Source organism: Salmonella sp. NW38, from assembly GCF_051807745.1.
In the GTDB taxonomy this organism is placed as follows: Bacteria; Pseudomonadota; Gammaproteobacteria; order Enterobacterales; family Enterobacteriaceae; genus Salmonella; species Salmonella enterica.
Genome location: NZ_JAMMTO010000004.1, coordinates 130,583 through 145,104 on the forward strand (window position 1 = coordinate 130,583; position 14,522 = coordinate 145,104).

Genomic DNA, 14,522 nt, shown 5'->3' on the forward strand with positions numbered 1-14,522 from the left:
ATCATCAACCGGAGGACGTTATGTCGACCCCTGATACCGATGGCAAAAAAGTCCCGCCCTTTACCTCCTTCAGATTAGCCCCGGCAATACAGAAGGCCGATAGCTGCTGCTGCGAAGAACATTGCGCGTCCAGCGCGCCTGTTTCTACTGCCGTGGCAGGCACGCGCTATACCTGGAAAATCTCCGGCATGGACTGCGCCGCCTGCGCCCGAAAAGTGGAGAATGCGGTCCGCCAAATTCGCGGCGTCAACCAGGCGCAAGTGCTGTTCGCCACCGAAAAGTTAGTGGTCGATGCCGACGCCGACCTCCGCGCGCAAATTGAACGCGCCGTACAGAAGGCGGGTTATACCTTGCGTAGTGAAGATTCGCGCGACGCCGCGCCTGAATCTCGTCTTAAAGAGAACCTGCCGCTTATTACGCTGATCATTATGATGGCGATAAGCTGGGGGCTGGAGCAATTTAACCACCCGTTCGGCCAACTGGCCTTTATCGTCACCACTCTGGTCGGTCTGTATCCTATTGCCCGCCAGGCGCTGCGGCTGATGAAAAGCGGCAGTTGGTTCGCTATTGAAACGCTGATGAGCGTCGCCGCCATTGGCGCGCTGTTTATTGGCGCGACGGCGGAAGCAGCAATGGTATTGCTGCTGTTCCTCATCGGCGAGCGCCTGGAAGGATGGGCCGCCAGCCGCGCCCGTAAAGGCGTCAGCGCGTTAATGGCGCTTAAACCGGAAACGGCGACCCGTCTGCGCGACGGCGTGCGGGAAGAGGTCGCGATTAATACCCTGCGACCGGGCGATATTATCGAAGTCGCCGCCGGGGGGCGTTTACCCGCCGACGGTAAACTGGTTTCCGGTTTCGCCAGCTTTGATGAAAGCGCGCTCACCGGCGAGTCTATCCCTGTGGAGCGCGCAACGGGCGACAAAGTCCCGGCAGGCGCGACCAGCGTTGACCGTCTCGTCACCCTGGAGGTGCTATCTGAACCTGGCGCCAGCGCGATTGACCGTATCCTGACGCTGATTGAAGAGGCGGAAGAGCGCCGTGCGCCCATTGAGCGGTTTATTGACCGTTTCAGCCGCATCTATACGCCAGTCATTATGGTCATCGCGCTGCTGGTGACGCTTATTCCGCCGCTGATGTTCGATGGCGGCTGGCAGGAGTGGATTTATAAAGGGCTGACGCTGCTGCTCATCGGTTGCCCGTGCGCGCTGGTGATCTCCACGCCCGCGGCCATTACCTCCGGGCTGGCAGCGGCGGCACGGCGCGGCGCATTGATTAAAGGCGGCGCAGCGCTGGAGCAACTGGGCCGTATCACGCAGGTCGCCTTTGATAAAACCGGTACGTTGACCATCGGTAAACCACGGGTGACGGCGATTCATCCGGCAAGCGGTATCAGCGAAGCTGAACTGTTGGCGCTGGCGGCAGCCGTAGAACAAGGCGCTACGCACCCGCTGGCGCAGGCTATTGTCCGCGAAGCGCAGACACGCGATCTGGCGCTCCCGACGGCGGAATCGCAGCGAACGCTGGCCGGCACCGGGATTGAAGCGCAGGTTAACGGCGAACGAATTCTGATTTGCGCGGCGGGAAAACAGCCTGCGGCAGCGTTTGCCGGGCAAATTAGCGAACTGGAAAACGCCGGGCAGACGGTGGTTCTGGTGCTGCGTAACGAGACCGTACTTGGCGTCCTCGCCCTCCAGGATACGTTGCGTGACGATGCGCGCGACGCCATCCGCGAACTGCATCAGTTAGGCGTTAACGGCGTGATTCTGACCGGCGATAACCCACGGGCGGCGGCAGCGATTGCCGGCGAGCTGGATCTGGCGTTTAAAGCCGGACTACTGCCGGAAGACAAGGTGCGGGCAGTCACCGCCCTTAACCAACAAGCGCCGCTGGCGATGGTGGGCGACGGCATTAATGATGCGCCCGCGATGAAAGCCGCCAGTATCGGAATTGCGATGGGCAGCGGTACTGACGTCGCGCTGGAAACGGCTGACGCCGCCCTTACTCATAATCATCTGCGCGGGTTAGCGCAGATGATTACGCTGGCGCGCGCTACCCACGCGAATATCCGGCAGAACATCACCATTGCGCTGGGGCTGAAAGCTATTTTCCTGGTGACGACGCTACTGGGTTTTACCGGGCTATGGCTGGCAATCCTGGCGGATACGGGGGCCACGGTATTGGTGACCGCCAATGCGCTACGTTTGCTGCGTAAAAACTAATCTTCTCCCACCCGGCGGCGTCGTGTCGCCGGGTTATCCCGCGATATTCCTTTCTTTGTTCATATTATTCACGCGAAAATTATTTATTTTCTATTACTTATCAAAACATTAATCAGAAATAGCGTGATTTGATGTAAGGTTAATTTTTATCCAACCGATATTGATCATACCGTCTACAAAATAAGGAATGTTAGGCACTATGAAAAATATCAAAGTCATCACCGGCGTTATCGCGACGCTGGGCATATTTAGCGCCTTATTGTTGGTGACAGGAATACTGTTTTATTCCGCCGTCAGCAGCGATCGGCTGAATTTCCAGAATGCGAGCGCGCTGAGTTACCAACAACAGGAACTGGGCGGCAGTTTTCAGACATTGATCGAAACCCGCGTCACCATTAACCGCGTGGCGATACGCATGTTAAAAAATCAGCGCGATCCCGCCTCACTGGACGCCATGAACACGCTGTTAACCAACGCTGGCGCGTCGCTCAACGAAGCGGAAAAGCATTTCAACAACTACGTGAACTCCGAAGCGATCGCGGGCAAAGATCCGGCGTTGGATGCCCAGGCCGAAGCCAGCTTTAAGCAGATGTATGACGTTTTGCAGCAGTCTATCCACTATCTTAAAGCCGATAATTACGCCGCCTATGGCAACCTTGACGCGCAAAAAGCGCAGGATGACATGGAGCAGGTATATGACCAGTGGCTCTCTCAAAATGCGCAATTAATAAAATTAGCCAGCGATCAGAATCAGAGCAGTTTTACCCAGATGCAATGGACGCTGGGGATAATTCTACTTATCGTACTCATCGTGCTGGCGTTTATCTGGCTGGGGCTGCAACGCGTTCTACTCCGCCCGCTGCAACGGATTATGGCGCACATTCAAACTATCGCCGACGGCGATCTTACCCATGAGATAGAGGCCGAAGGACGCAGTGAAATGGGCCAACTGGCCGCCGGTCTCAAAACGATGCAGCAGTCGTTAATCCGTACCGTCAGCGCGGTGCGCGATAACGCAGACTCTATCTATACTGGCGCAGGCGAAATTTCCGCCGGTAGCAGCGACCTCTCTTCCCGTACCGAACAGCAGGCCTCGGCGCTGGAGGAAACCGCCGCCAGCATGGAACAGTTAACCGCCACGGTACGGCAAAACACCGATAACGCACGACAGGCGACGGGTCTGGCGAAAACCGCATCAGAAACCGCGCGTAAAGGAGGACGCGTGGTGGATAACGTAGTGAGCACCATGAACGATATCGCCGAAAGCTCGGAAAAAATCGTGGACATCACCAGCGTGATTGACGGTATCGCCTTCCAGACTAATATCCTGGCGCTGAACGCCGCGGTAGAAGCCGCCCGCGCCGGCGAACAGGGGCGAGGATTCGCGGTCGTCGCCGGAGAGGTACGCACGTTGGCCAGCCGTAGCGCGCAGGCCGCCAAAGAGATCAAAGTACTGATTGAAAACTCCGTGTCGCGCATTGATACCGGCTCTACGCAGGTACGCGAAGCGGGAGAAACCATGAAAGAGATCGTCAACGCCGTGACCCGCGTAACCGATATTATGGGCGAAATCGCCTCTGCCTCCGATGAGCAAAGCAAAGGCATTGAGCAGGTGGCGCAGGCGGTATCGGAAATGGACAGCGTGACGCAGCAAAACGCCTCGCTGGTAGAGGAATCCGCAGCAGCGGCGGCGGCGCTGGAAGATCAGGCTAACGAACTTCGTCAGGCGGTCGCCGCGTTCCGCATCCAAAAACAGCCTCGTCGGGAGGCGTCGCCGACGCCGTTAAGCAAAGGCTTAACGCCACAGCCCGCCGCAGAACAGGCGAACTGGGAAAGCTTCTAATCAGAATGCTATCTGCCGTGCGGTTAATGCGCTTTACGCAATAAATAGCGGTACGGCAGACCCTCCGTCTCTTGCGCCAGCAAATCGTGTTCCATAAAGGTACAGAACCCCGGAATATCACGCGTCGTCGCCGGATCGTCGGCGATAATCAGCAATGTTTCGCCAGTTTGCATGTTGCGCACCGTTTTGCGCACCATCATTACCGGTTCAGGGCAACGCAGCCCCAGGGCGTCAAGCGTATGGTCAGGGGAGGAAAACAGATCGCTCATCTTCGTCTCAATGGTAGAAAAACGGCGATATTTTACGCCCATCTTCGTCAGTAAGCCAGGCAGGTTAACGATTGCGTGAAAATTAGCCATTGCAATGCCAGCGCAAAACAGTATTATGCGGCGGTTCTTTATTGGGTTCCCTCACCCCATCCAACAAAAAGGTCACAATATGACTCCGTTTACACAATCACAGCGCGTAAAAGCGTTGTTCTGGCTATCGCTATTCCATTTACTGGTGATCATTTCCAGTAACTATCTGGTGCAGCTCCCCATCACTATTTTTGGTTTCCACACGACCTGGGGCGCGTTTAGTTTTCCTTTTATTTTTCTCGCCACCGATCTTACCGTGCGTATTTTTGGCGCACCGCTGGCGCGCCGCATTATCTTCGCCGTCATGATCCCCGCGCTGCTGGTGTCGTATGTGGTGTCATCGCTGTTCTATATGGGCGCCTGGCAAGGTTTCGCCGCGCTGGCGAACTTTAATCTGTTTGTCGCCCGTATCGCCGCCGCCAGCTTTATGGCCTACGCGCTGGGACAGATCCTTGATGTCCATGTGTTTAACCGCCTGCGCCAAAATCGTCGCTGGTGGCTGGCGCCGACCGCTTCAACGCTGTTTGGCAATATCAGCGATACCCTTGCCTTTTTCTTCATTGCGTTCTGGCGAAGCCCCGATGCCTTTATGGCCGGGCACTGGATGGAAATTGCGCTAGTGGATTATTGCTTTAAGGTGCTCATCAGCATTATTTTCTTCCTGCCGATGTACGGCGTTCTACTGAATATGTTGCTGAAAAAGCTGGCAGATAAATCTGAAATTTCCCCATTACCGGCAAGTTAAAGGTTCGTTTTCCGAGTTGTGATAAGATGAGCGAATGAGCCGTTATGGCCGTTTATCGAAAGGAAGAAGTCAATGCGCAATTTGGTTAAATATGCCGGTATTGGCCTGCTGGTTATGGGGCTTGCGGCCTGTGATAACAACGATACAAAAGCGTCGGCAGAAAGCGCCGCCGCAGAAAGCCAGGCCTCCGGTCAGCCCATCAGCCTGATGGATGGCAAACTCAGTTTCTCACTGCCGGCGGATATGACCGATCAAAGCGGTAAGCTGGGCACCCAGGCGAATAATATGCACGTTTATTCTGACCCGACGGGCCAGAAAGCGGTGATTGTTATCGTCGGCGATAATACCGATGAAGCGTTGCCGGTGCTGGCGAACCGCCTGCTTGAGCAACAGCGTAGCCGCGACCCGCAGCTTCAGGTCGTCACCAATAAGTCTATTGAGCTCAAAGGCCATACGTTGCAACAACTGGACAGCATTATCTCCGCGAAAGGCCAGACGGCGTACTCTTCCATCGTGCTGGGCAAAGTGGATAACCAATTGCTGACGATTCAGGTCACGCTGCCTGCGGACAATCAGCAAAAAGCGCAAACCACGGCTGAAAACATCATCAATACGTTAGTTATTAAGTAACCTTTACGATGATGATGCGGCCTCCGGCAGTGCAGACGGAGGCCGTTTTTTTAAGCGCCAGGTCAGCAATAACGCCATCGCTACCAGCCCGGCTGCCGCCAGATAAATCACCGGCACGCCCGCCCAGGTCATCACCAGCCCCGCCAGCGGCCCGGTAACCCCCAAAGACATATCCATAAAGACGGTATAGGTCGCCAGCGCCGCGCCCTGGTTCTGCGGCGGCACGGCTTTGACGGCCACCACGCCCAGCGCCGGAAAGACCAGCGAAAACCCCATCCCCGTGAGTAAAACGCCGATTTTTGCCATCCACGGCATGGCTGCCGTTCCCACCAGTAACAGACCAATAATCTCCACGCCAAAGCAGATCATGGCGACATTCAACCCGCCTAAACGATTGATACCGTTAGGGAACAGCAAACGCGTGCCGACAAACGCGACGCTAAATAACGTGAGCGCAAAGGCGGCACCATCCCAGCCTTTAGCATCATAAAATAAGGTAATAAACGTCGCGATGACGCCAAACCCTGCCGAGGCCAGCGCCAACGCCATACCATACAGCCAGACACGCCCCAGCACCGCGCGAAACGGCAGCGGCTTGCCTTTGTTCGCCTTCACCGACGGACGTGGAAGGGCTAACAGTATCGCCAACAGCGCCACGCCCATCACCGTTAGCGCCAGCCCCTGTAACCCGCCCCAGGCATAACACAGCACGCCCAGCGGCGCGCCCATCGCCATTGCGCCGTAGGTGACGATACCGTTCCAAGAGATAACCCGACCAATATGCAACGACCCGACGACGCCGACGCCCCACAGTGTCGAACCGGTGCCGGCAAAACTTTGCCCAATCCCCAAAATCACGCGACCCAGCCCCAGTAGCAACAAACTGATCAGCGGCCAGGCGCTGGCGATATCCGCCAGCAGGTAGCCGAGTCCGCTTAAAAAACAGCCGCATAAGCCAAAGACAACGATTTTTTTCGGCCCTAATACATCCGCATACCGCCCGGCATGGGGACGGCTTAACAGAGTGGCGAAGTATTGCAGGCTGATAATAAGCCCCGCCCAGAACGCGCTGAATCCCATCGCATCATGCACATAGCCTGGCAAGACGGCGAGCGGCAGGCCGATGGTCAGGTAGCTGGCAAAGTTAAACATCACAATGGAGACAATACGCAGATTGAGGCGCAATCCGTTTAGCGCCGGTTCAGCGACGGGTTCGGGCATGAGTATCACCGCATTTTTACAACATGTTTTCTTTTCTATCATGGCGCGCGGTGAAAATCAGTAGTGAGATTCAGATTATCGGTATCAGGGCAGCCGCTACACTTAGAAAAAAACACAACAAGGAAAACTTCATGGCAACCGCTCAACCCGACAAAACGGGTATGCATATTCTGCTGAAACTGGCCTCCCTGGTTATTATTCTCGCCGGGATTCATGCCGCGGCGGATATTATTGTACAACTCTTGCTGGCGCTCTTTTTCGCCATTGTTCTTAATCCATTAGTGACCTGGTTTATTCGCCGGGGCGTGAAGCGACCGCTGGCGATTACTATCGTGGTGGTCGTCATGCTGATCGTGCTTACCGCGCTGGTGGGTGTGCTTGCTGCATCGCTTAATGAATTTATCGCTATGCTGCCTAAATACAGCAAGGAGCTGACGCGTAAGGTCTTACACCTTCAGGAGTTAATGCCCTTCCTGAATTTACATATGTCGCCGGAACGTATGCTCCGCGGGATGGATTCCGATAAAATCATGCTCTTCACCACAACATTAATGACCGGCGTATCGGGCGCGATGGCAAGCATTGTGCTGCTGGTGATGACCGTGGTTTTTATGCTGTTTGAGGTGCGTCACGTGCCTTATAAATTACGTTTCGCGCTAAACAATCCACAAATCCATATTGCCGGCCTGCACCGCGCCCTGAAAGGCGTCTCGCATTATCTGGCGCTGAAAACGCTGCTCAGTTTATGGACGGGCGCGATTATCTGGCTGGGACTGGCGTTAATGGATATTCAGTTTGCGCTAATGTGGGGCGTACTGGCCTTTTTGCTCAATTACGTTCCTAATATCGGCTCGGTGATTTCCGCCGTTCCCCCCATGATTCAGGCGCTGTTATTTAACGGTTTTTACGAGTGCGTACTGGTCGGCGCGCTCTTTTTGGTGGTCCATATGGTGATTGGCAACATTATGGAGCCACGCATGATGGGCCATCGTCTGGGAATGTCCACGCTGGTGGTATTTCTTTCGTTATTGGTCTGGGGATGGCTATTAGGCCCGGTCGGGATGCTCTTGTCCGTTCCTTTGACCAGCGTCTGCAAAATCTGGATGGAAACTACTAAAGGCGGCAGCAAACTGGCGATCTTGCTGGGGCCAGGCCGACCGAAAAGCCGTTTACCGGGATGAGGCGACAGATGCTACAATCTCCTCTTCTTCATAGGCAACGTTGGTCCTGATATGTACCAGATCGTTCTGGGAAAAGTGTCAACATTAAGCGCAGGTCAATTGCCCGACGCGTTAATCGCTCAGGCACCGCAGGGCGTTCGCCGGGCAAGCTGGCTGGCCGGGCGCGTGCTGCTTTCCCGTGCGCTCTCGCCGCTACCGGAGATGGTGTATGGCGAACAGGGTAAACCGGCTTTTTCCGCCGGAACGCCGCTGTGGTTTAACCTCAGCCATAGCGGCGACACTATTGCTCTGTTGCTTAGCGACGAAGGTGAAGTCGGCTGCGATATTGAAGTGATCCGCCCGCGCGATAACTGGCGTTCGCTGGCAAATGCGGTATTCAGCCTCGGCGAACATGCTGAAATGGAAGCGGAACGTCCGGAGCGACAACTGGCGGCCTTCTGGCGTATCTGGACGCGTAAAGAAGCCATCGTAAAACAACGCGGCGGCAGCGCCTGGCAAATCGTCAGCGTGGACAGCACGTTGCCCTCTGCCTTGTCGGTCAGCCAGTGTCAGCTCGATACGCTCAGTCTGGCAGTCTGTACCCCCACACCGTTTACGCTGACGCCGCAGACGATAACAAAAGCGTTATGACACATTAATTTTTCCCTCTGGCGGCGGACGTGTGTTACAAAATGCGGAGCTTCCCATGCGCCGACGCGCCATACCAAAAGGTTTAAGTCAGATGCAACGTGTCACCATCACCCTCGATGACGATTTACTGGAAACGCTGGACAGCCTGAGCCAGCGACGCGGCTATAACAACCGCTCCGAAGCGATCCGTGATATTTTGCGCGGCGCTCTGGCGCAGGAGGCCACCCAGGAACACGGTACACAGGGTTTCGCGGTACTTTCATATGTTTATGAACATGAGAAACGGGATTTAGCCAGCCGCATCGTCTCCACCCAGCATCATCATCATGATTTATCCGTCGCCACGCTGCACGTCCATATCAACCACGATGACTGTCTGGAGATCGCCGTTCTGAAGGGCGATATGGGCGACGTACAGCATTTTGCCGATGATGTTATCGCCCAGCGCGGCGTGCGCCACGGCCACTTGCAGTGTTTGCCGAAAGAAGACTAACGCCCCAGCGCCTTGCCGGGGGCGCTTCGCTTGCCCGGCCTACGCTCGCACGTCGTCGTTTGTAGGCCGGATGAGGCGCAGCCGCCCTCCGGCAATAGTGTTCACGCCATCGTGCCAATCGTTTTTCTGAAGCGTAACAGCGCTATCAGGAAGAACACGCCGCCTATCGCCAGCAGGGTCAGGAACTGCGGCCAGACGATGCTCAAACCTGCGCCGCGATAAAGAATAGCCTGGGCAAGGCTGACAAAATGCGTCGTCGGCATGGTCAGCATAATATCCTGCACCGCCTGCGGCATACTTTCGCGCGGCGTGGAACCGCCGGAAAGCATTTGTAGCGGTAACAGTACCAGAATCATTAATAACCCCAGTTGCGGCATCGAACGGGCGATGGTGCCCATAAAAATCCCAATTGAAGTGGTGGCGAACAGGCTCAGCGCTACGCCCAACATAAACAATGGGATCGATCCTTCAATCGGTACGCCAAGTACGCCTTTCACCATCAGCATCAAAGACAAACCGGAAACCACCAGCACGACCAGCCCCATCGACCATACTTTTGCCATCATGATCTCAAAGGGCGTGACCGGCATCACCAACAGATGCTCTACCGTGCCGTGTTCTCGCTCGCGGATCAGCGCCGATCCGGTCAGCACTATCGCCAGCATGGTAATGTTGTTGATAATCGCCATCACGCCGCCAAACCACGCCGGGTCCAGATTCGGGTTAAAGCGCATCCGAATCTCCAGCGACACCGGCTGAACGTTATCTCCCCGCGCGCGCGCCACAAAGCTGTTGACCTCGCCGCTAATAATATTCTGGATATAACTGTTGCCGGTAAACGCCTGGCTCATGCGCGTCGCATCGACGTTAACCTGAATATCAGGCTGACGTCCGGCCAGCACATCACGCTGGAAATTCGGCGGAATATTGACCGCAAAGGTATAGCGTCCGGCATCCAGTCCGGCATCCATTTCCGTTGCCGTAATCATCTCCGGCGGCAGAAACCACGGGCGGTAAAAACTATTCACAATACGGTTCGACAACTGCGACTGATCCATATCGGCGATGGCGATAGGGGCAAGATGCAACGAACCGGGCAGGACGGTAGCGGAGGAGTAAACCGAAATCGTAAAGGCGAAGACGATCAGCGCCAGCATCGCTTTGTCGCCCAGCAGACTGCGCAGTTCTTTGACGCCGAGGTTATAAATATTACGTAATCCGCGCATTACCCCTCCTGTTTTTTCAGCAGCAGAATGCTCAGACCCATCACCACCGGGACGGCAATCAGTAACGGCATAAATAACGGCCAGAGATCGGACAGATCCAACGCTTTGGAAAACGTCCCGCGCGCGATCGTCAGAAAATGGCTGGTCGGGTAGATCTCGCCGATCCATCTTCCCGGTCCTTCCAGCGAAGCCACCGGATCGATCATGCCGGAAAATTGTGTTGCCGGAATGAGGGTAATAATCGACGTCCCAAAAATAGCGGCGATTTGGCTCTTCATAAACGTAGAGATCAGCAGCCCCAGACCGGTGGCGATGATGACGTAAAGTAGCGCCGCGAGGGTAAGCGTGAGAAAGCTGCCTTTCAGCGGCACGCCGAACACAAAGACCGACAGCGCGCACAGTAGCAAGAAGTTCAGCATACCCAGCGCGATATACGGCAGTTGTTTACCCAGCAAAAATTCGCTGCGCGTCGTCGGCGTTACGTACAGATTAATCATCGACCCCAGCTCTTTCTCCCGCACCACGCTCAGGGCGCTAAGCATTGACGGGATCATCATGAGCAGCAGCGGAATGACCGCCGGAACGATAGCGGGCAGACTTTTCACATCCGGGTTATAACGATAGCGCGTTTCAATGTTGAGCAGCCCGGTCTGTTTAACCGGGTTCGGCTGACGACTTGCCGCCTCCTGCAGCCAGCTTTGGTGCATCGCCTGAACGTACCCCTTCACCGTCTCGGCGCGGCTGGGCATGGCGCCATCCACCCAGACGCCAATCTGCGCTGGCGTACCGCGAGCAATATCGCGGCCAAAATTAGGCGGGATCTCAATGGCAACCGCCAACTCTCCCGAACGCATCCGCCGGTCAAGCTCGTCATAGCTGGCGAGCGGCGGCTGTTCGATAAAATAGCGCGATCCCGCCAGATTGAGCGACCATGCCTGGCTACTGACGGTTTGATCGCGGTCGAGTACGGCAAAACGCAAGTTCTCCACGTCCATACTGATGCCATAGCCCATAATCAGCATCAGAATTACCGTTCCCAGCAGCGCCAGCGTCGAGCGTACCGGATCGCGGCGTAGCTCCAGCGCTTCGCGGCGACTGTAGCTGAACAAACGCCGGAAGCTCAATCCCTGCCGCGACGGTTTACCTGACGCGGCGGGCGTCTGGGATGGCGGTATTGGGGTTTCAGGCGCCGCTCCCGCAGCTTCCTGTAGCCAGGAAATAAACGCCGCCTCCAGAGTGGCCGCACCCCGCTGTTGCACCAATTCCTGCGGCGTACCGCTGGCGAGCACTTTACCGGCGTGCATCAATGACATTCGGTCGCAACGTTCCGCTTCGTTCATAAAATGGGTCGAGATAAAAATCGTCACCTTATCCTGACGCGAAAGATCGACCATAAGCTGCCAGAACATATCCCTGGCGACCGGATCAACGCCGGACGTTGGCTCATCAAGAATCAGCATTTCCGGGCGATGGATCACCGCTACCGCCAGCGATAAACGCTGGCGGATACCGAGCGGCAACGAAGCGGGGAGCGTATCTTCCACCTCCGTTAGCATAAAGCGTTCGATCATCTGCGCGACGCGCGCCGGGATCTCCGCTGGCGGAATATGAAACAGGCGGGCATGAAGTTCCAGATTCTGCCGCACGGTGAGTTCGTTATAGAGCGAAAAAGCCTGCGACATATACCCGACCCGGCGACGGGTATCGATGTCGTTCGGGTCTACCGGCTGGCCAAATAGCCAGGCCTGGCCTTCGCTGGCGGGAAGCAGACCGGTCAGCATTTTCATGGTGGTCGATTTGCCGCAACCGTTTGAACCAAGGAAGCCAAAAATCTCGCCGCGCGGAATGCGGAAATTAACATGGTCAACCGCGACGAACTTACCGAAGCGCATGGTCAGATCTTTCGCCTCAATGGCAATCTCTTCCTGCTCAGCGTGATACGGCGGGATCACCACTGGCTTATGCGCCTGGCGCTGCGCTTCTGGCAACAGGGCGATAAACGCCTGCTCCAGCGTCGCACTATGGGTTTTTGCCCGCAGTTGCTGCGCGCTGCCGGTTGCCAGTACCTCGCCCGCATTCATCGCCACCAGCCAGTCAAAACGCTCCGCCTCTTCCATATAGGCCGTTGCGACCAACACGCTCATATTGGTCTGCCGTTGGCGGATACTGTCGATTAAGTCCCAGAACTGAGCGCGGGAGAGCGGGTCCACGCCGGTGGTAGGCTCATCAAGAATCAGCAATTCCGGGTCATGAATCAGCGCACAGCACAGCCCCAGCTTTTGTTTCATCCCACCGGACAGCTTCCCGGCAGGACGGTCACGAAATGGCGCCAGGCCGGTGCTGTTCAGCAGCTCGGTAATACGCGCTTCGCGTTCAGCTTTGTCATGACCAAAGAGGCGAGCGAAAAAATCGACGTTCTCATAAACCGATAACGTGTGATAAAGGTTTTTCCCCAGCCCCTGCGGCATCCAGGCGATGCGCGGACAGACGTCGCGGCGATGTTTCGCATCGCGCATATCGCCGCCCAGGACGATAACGTTCCCTTGCTCAATCACCCGCGCGCCAGAAATCAGCGACAGCAGGCTCGACTTACCCACCCCGTCCGGACCAATCAGCCCGACCATACTACGGGCGGGAATGTCCAGCGTGATATTGTTCAGCGCGACCGTTTTTCCGTAATGCTGGCTCACCCCCTCAAGCTGCGCCACGGGAGGAACAGGCACCAGCGTCAGCGACGTCATTGCGACAACCTCACGTTCAGATCGTCAGGCCAGGGCACGCGCTCATCCAGACGAACCCATGCCATTCCCGGCAAACCGGTTTTGACATATTCCAGATGCTGTCGCAGCAGCTCTGGCGGAATACGCGCTTTGACGCGGAACATCAGCTTTAACCGTTCATCGTGGGTTTCCACGGTTTTGGGTGTGAACTGCGCCACGCTGGCGACAAAACTGATCGTCGCCGGAATACGCAGATCCGGCGCGGCGTCCAGCACCAGTCGCGCTTCGCCGCCGATCTTCAACAACCCCGCCTGTTCGGTCGGCAGGAAAAATGTCATATAAACGTCGCTGAGATCGACCATGTTCAACACCCGGCCGCCAGCCGATAACACTTCGCCCGGCTCCGCAACGCGGTACTGCACGCGTCCATCGCGCGGCGCTTTTAATTCGCTGTCGTCGATGTCGGCGACAATACGCCGCTCGGTCGCCTGCGCCGCTTCCACGCGCGTTTGCGCCTGGATAATACTGGTACGCGCCGCCTCAATCGCCGCTTTTGCCGCAGATACCTGCGCTTTGGCGGTCTCCAGGGCGGCGCGCGCGCTTTCCGCCGCCGCGCGATCGTCATCTAACTGTTGTACAGATACCGCGCCACGCTGCGACAGCGAACGGGAACGCACGTGACGTTTAGAGACGGAGTCCAGCTCAGCTTCCCGCTGTTTGACGACCGACTGCGCGGCGCGCATTTCACTCTGGCGTTGCTCCAGCAAGGCACGGGCGGCGGCAACCGCGCTTTCGGCTTCTTTGATTTGCGCGATCGCCTCCAGCCGCTGCTCCTGCAATACGCGGGTATCCATTTTCGCCAGCACCTCGCCCTGACGAACGAACTGCCCTTCCGAAACGAGGATGGTATCAATACGCCCGGCAATCTTAGTGGCAATATCCACTTCGGTGGCTTCAATTCTGCCGTTGCTGGCGGCAAACCCCTCCGGTATTCCCGCAGGGCGCAGCATCCACCAGGCTATCGCGGCCACCACCACAAGAATCCCCGCTCCCCACCACACCAGATGACGCTTCATTTTGTCCATAATCGACCCGCCGTAATCCCTGTTGTCTAACCATGCGTGTCACAAAGTCCGCCGGGCGTGCGCTCAGCGGGGGTTTCCATTCGGGATAAGAATGAAAAAAGAAAAGGGGCCAGACGACGAACAGACGCCGATGAAGCGCTCGCCGTCAAAGGGAGTGAATGATGTAGGTA

General features: G+C 56.3%; 12 protein-coding genes. 7 read left to right on the forward strand and 5 right to left on the reverse strand.

Annotated elements, in window-relative coordinates:
- The first annotated feature begins 20 nt into the window (after positions 1-20).
- Together zntA and tcp are read left to right on the forward strand one after the other, a co-directional pair.
- On the forward strand, positions 21-2,219 hold the full coding sequence (gene zntA / locus NA624_RS08975) for a Zn(II)/Cd(II)/Pb(II) translocating P-type ATPase ZntA (RefSeq protein WP_439040262.1): 2,199 nt from the start codon (positions 21-23) through the stop codon (positions 2,217-2,219).
- Positions 2,220-2,418: 199 nt separating this feature from the next.
- Positions 2,419-4,062, forward strand: coding sequence for a methyl-accepting chemotaxis citrate transducer (gene tcp / locus NA624_RS08980; protein WP_000789682.1), 1,644 nt, complete (start codon positions 2,419-2,421; stop codon positions 4,060-4,062).
- 23 nt (positions 4,063-4,085) lie between these two features.
- Here tcp and tusA read toward each other — a convergent pair whose 3' ends face one another.
- The gene (gene tusA, locus NA624_RS08985; RefSeq protein WP_001541054.1) at positions 4,086-4,331 is read right to left on the reverse strand and encodes a sulfurtransferase TusA; all 246 of its coding nucleotides are present in this window, start codon (positions 4,329-4,331) and stop codon (positions 4,086-4,088) included.
- Between the two features lie 169 nt (positions 4,332-4,500).
- Here tusA and NA624_RS08990 point away from each other — a divergent pair, with 169 nt between their 5' ends.
- Together NA624_RS08990 and NA624_RS08995 are read left to right on the forward strand one after the other, a co-directional pair.
- On the forward strand, positions 4,501-5,166 hold the full coding sequence (locus NA624_RS08990) for a 7-cyano-7-deazaguanine/7-aminomethyl-7-deazaguanine transporter (protein ID WP_001518097.1): 666 nt from the start codon (positions 4,501-4,503) through the stop codon (positions 5,164-5,166).
- Positions 5,167-5,238: 72 nt separating this feature from the next.
- Complete coding sequence (locus NA624_RS08995; RefSeq protein ID WP_001245277.1) at positions 5,239-5,796, forward strand: DcrB family lipoprotein; 558 nt, start codon at positions 5,239-5,241, stop codon at positions 5,794-5,796.
- A gap of 3 nt (positions 5,797-5,799) precedes the next feature.
- On the opposite strand, the gene NA624_RS09000 is transcribed toward NA624_RS08995, so the two are convergent.
- Positions 5,800-7,059 (reverse strand): MFS transporter, encoded by a 1,260-nt coding sequence (locus NA624_RS09000; protein ID WP_077905455.1) that lies wholly within the window; start codon positions 7,057-7,059, stop codon positions 5,800-5,802.
- A gap of 89 nt (positions 7,060-7,148) precedes the next feature.
- On the opposite strand from NA624_RS09000, the gene NA624_RS09005 reads away from it, so the two are divergent.
- The 3 genes from NA624_RS09005 (at position 7,149) to nikR (ending at position 9,321) form a co-directional block, all read left to right on the forward strand.
- On the forward strand, positions 7,149-8,198 hold the full coding sequence (locus NA624_RS09005; protein ID WP_000179588.1) for an AI-2E family transporter: 1,050 nt from the start codon (positions 7,149-7,151) through the stop codon (positions 8,196-8,198).
- 51 nt (positions 8,199-8,249) lie between these two features.
- On the forward strand, positions 8,250-8,828 hold the full coding sequence (acpT, locus tag NA624_RS09010) for a 4'-phosphopantetheinyl transferase AcpT (protein ID WP_000284366.1): 579 nt from the start codon (positions 8,250-8,252) through the stop codon (positions 8,826-8,828).
- 91 nt (positions 8,829-8,919) lie between these two features.
- Positions 8,920-9,321, forward strand: a complete 402-nt coding sequence (gene nikR, locus NA624_RS09015; RefSeq protein ID WP_001190057.1) for a nickel-responsive transcriptional regulator NikR — start codon at positions 8,920-8,922, stop codon at positions 9,319-9,321.
- A gap of 101 nt (positions 9,322-9,422) precedes the next feature.
- Here the strand turns inward: nikR and NA624_RS09020 are convergent, their stop codons facing one another.
- The 3 genes from NA624_RS09020 to NA624_RS09030 are packed head-to-tail and all read right to left on the reverse strand — an operon-like array spanning position 9,423 to position 14,352.
- Complete coding sequence (locus tag NA624_RS09020) at positions 9,423-10,547, reverse strand: ABC transporter permease (protein ID WP_001214750.1); 1,125 nt, start codon at positions 10,545-10,547, stop codon at positions 9,423-9,425.
- A complete protein-coding gene (gene rbbA / locus NA624_RS09025; protein WP_000202932.1) occupies positions 10,547-13,288 on the reverse strand; it encodes a ribosome-associated ATPase/putative transporter RbbA in 2,742 nt (913 codons plus the stop codon). The genes NA624_RS09020 and rbbA overlap by 1 nt, the downstream gene beginning before the upstream one ends.
- Positions 13,285-14,352 carry an HlyD family secretion protein gene (locus NA624_RS09030; RefSeq protein ID WP_000359845.1) on the reverse strand — a complete coding sequence of 356 codons (1,068 nt, stop codon included), beginning with the start codon at positions 14,350-14,352 and terminating at the stop codon, positions 13,285-13,287. The genes rbbA and NA624_RS09030 overlap by 4 nt, the downstream gene beginning before the upstream one ends.
- Between the last annotated feature and the right edge of the window lie 170 nt (positions 14,353-14,522).